A 2,585-nucleotide genomic window follows, 5' to 3' on the forward strand; every position below is an offset into this window, starting at 1 on the left:
CGATCCATACACAGCCGCAGCGCCGTCATGTCGCCGGCGAGCCCGAGTTCGATCGCCTTGCGTGTGAGGGCGCCGGCCTCGCCTTCCAGCAAAGCTTCAATCGCGAGCGTAACCTTGTGGCGCGCGCCCCTGGGCTTGCCGGCCGGGTTGCCCGACTGGCCCCGCTTGAAGGGCGCACCTCGCTGTTTTCCCGCTGTATTTTCAACGCCAACCATCAGACAAAACCTCTAGCGACGATCCATGCGAGGAAGCCGAAGGTGCCCAGGGTCATCGGGAGAGCACCTCTGCTCGCGTCCGACCTCCCAAATCAATTGGCAAATTTGCAATCAATCAGATCATTTGGCTCGCCAGATTATGCAACATCGCCATTGGAAATAACACCCGGGAACGGGCGCCGCCGGTTTAGGGAGGGAATGCCCAGCGGAGCGCTCCCAGCTCGGTCGGACTACTGATGCGCGCGCGTTGATGGCTCGTGACGCTCACAACGTCAGCTTCCGGACGGAGATCGAAGGGGCGAAATCGACCCAACTGAAGATCGGCGTCTGCTGACCGGAGTTGGCCCCATTGCCGACATCTGCAGGGTCCGCTTGCAGGTAAAATGACTGAAGGCAACGTAAGGGCGGCCGGGTTTGGCAGACTCGCGAAGTCCCGCCCCGGCTCGGAACCCATCGTATGAACTGCCTTTGAAGTGTCGGCAGGCGCCGCGCCTACCAGGTGACGCGCAGGCCGAGATTGCCCTTGATGCCGCGGCGATCGTCGCCGCCGAGATTGCTGGTGTAGCTCGCCGCCGCGAAGACGCCGACGTTCGGCGTCACCTGGGCCGCAACGCCGCCGCCGAGTTCCAGCGAGGTGGAGCCGAAGCCGGTTGTAATCGGCGTGACATTGAAGGTCGTCGTGTCGCTGCCGGAAAACGTGCGCCAGACATTGGCGAGGAGATAAGGTTTCAGCGTCATCCCGCCCATCACCCAATCGCCGGTGAGCCGTGCGCCGATCCGGCCGGTCAGCGCATCGTCGGGCGAAAAGCGGACCGCGGAGAAGCGATCGCGCTCCGTTCCAAACGAGACCGATTGCCAGATAAGCTGCGCCTGCGGCTCAAGCGACAGCCCGGCACCGATCTGGATCGGATAGCCGGCCTCGAGCGAACCGGTAAGCCCGGTTCCGTCGGCGCTCATCCCGATCCCGCGGGTCGAGCGCGGATCGCCATCGAACCAAGAGGTCAGCAGCACCGCATCGACATACCAGCCTGACGGACCAATATGGGTCCAGTAGGCGCCGAGGCTGGTTGCATCCATCTTCAGCTTGCCGACCAGCGCCCGCTGCTGGGCGATCGCGAAACCGCGAGCATCGACATCCGCACTGGCGAAGCCGATGAACAGCCCAAGGCGGTCGCGATGGCCGTTATTGTCCCAGCCAAAAAGATCCTGACCGGCCTGGAAGCCGCCGATATTGCCCTTCATCTCGGGCGAGAGCGGGCCTGAGCGACTCTCCTCGGCATGGCGGCCGAAGACACGGCCCCAGGCGCCCGGAAGCGCGCCCGAGCCGAGCAACATGGCTTGATCGCCCTGGCGCTCGTGAAAGGTCCCGAGCGTCGCCAGGCCAAGCTGGCGCGCCACCCCCGGCAACAGCGTGTAGAGCGCCGCCTCGGGGCGGAAGAGCGGGACGGGAGTGCCAGGAGCCGTTACGCCCGGCGGTATCACTCCGGGCGGTGTCACGCCGGGAGGCGTGGGTCCGGGGGTGGTCGGGGGTATCGGGCCGGGCGTGCCGGGCAAGGGCGGCTCTGGGTCAACCGGTCCGGCGACATTGCGCAGGAAAAAGTCATTCTCGTTGCCGGGCGTGACGCCGCCACGAAACAGGAGATAATCGTAAGGCCCCGACGCTACCGGCCCGCTCAGGCCGAATGCCCCGGGAACTGTCGTGCCGCCATTCGTCGTAACGACCACCGGAATGCCGTTGCCTAGTGTGAGATCACCCGGACCGCCAACGTTCGTGACCTGCAGCCCGGAGGTTCCGCTCGCTGTGCCGCCGCCGTTGATGACGAGCCTGTCGGACGGCGAGTTGTCTCCGCCAAGAACGGTGTTGATCGCGATCGTGCCGCCATTTCCCAAGTAGTTCGGCGTCGTCAGAACCGTGCCGGGCGCCGTGCCCGTGCCCATACTCACCAAGCCGGCATTGACCACGCCGGGAATGGTGTGGCTGAAGCCATTGAGGTCGAGTGTTCCGCCGAGCGCGACCGTCACGGCCGAATTTGGGCTGAACGTGTTCGGCCCGCCGGCCCGCAAAGTCCCCGCGCTGATGGTGGTCCCGCCGGTGTAGGTGTTGGCGGCTGTAAAGATGGTCGTGCCGGTGCCGTTCTGCTGGAACGCGCCAGAGCCGGAGATCACCCCGCCAAAGCTGAAGGCGTTCGAGCGATTGATGGCGAAGATGCCGTTGTTCGTGACGTCGCCAACGATCGAGCCCGTCTCGCCGCCATTGCCAAGCTGGAGAGTGCCGGCGCTGATGGTGGTCCCGCCGGTGTAGGTGTTGGCGGCTGTAAAGATGGTCGTGCCGGTGCCGTTCTGCTGGAACGCGCCAGAGCCGGAGATCAC

The 2,585-nt window shown here is 65.1% G+C and carries 2 protein-coding genes; both read right to left on the reverse strand.

The genetic code is table 11. From position 1 onward, the window contains the following. On the reverse strand, nt 1-215 hold a 215-nt coding region (locus tag ABZU72_RS28445; RefSeq protein ID WP_355022127.1), incomplete at its 3' end, for a DUF5681 domain-containing protein. A 492-nt stretch (nt 216-707) separates the two neighbouring features. Beyond that, a partial coding sequence (locus ABZU72_RS28450; protein WP_355022128.1) for an autotransporter outer membrane beta-barrel domain-containing protein occupies nt 708-2,585 on the reverse strand: 1,878 nt, incomplete at its 5' end.

The organism is Nocardioides sp. NPDC004968 (genome assembly GCF_040608935.1).
Lineage (GTDB): Bacteria > Actinomycetota > Actinomycetes > Propionibacteriales > Nocardioidaceae > Nocardioides.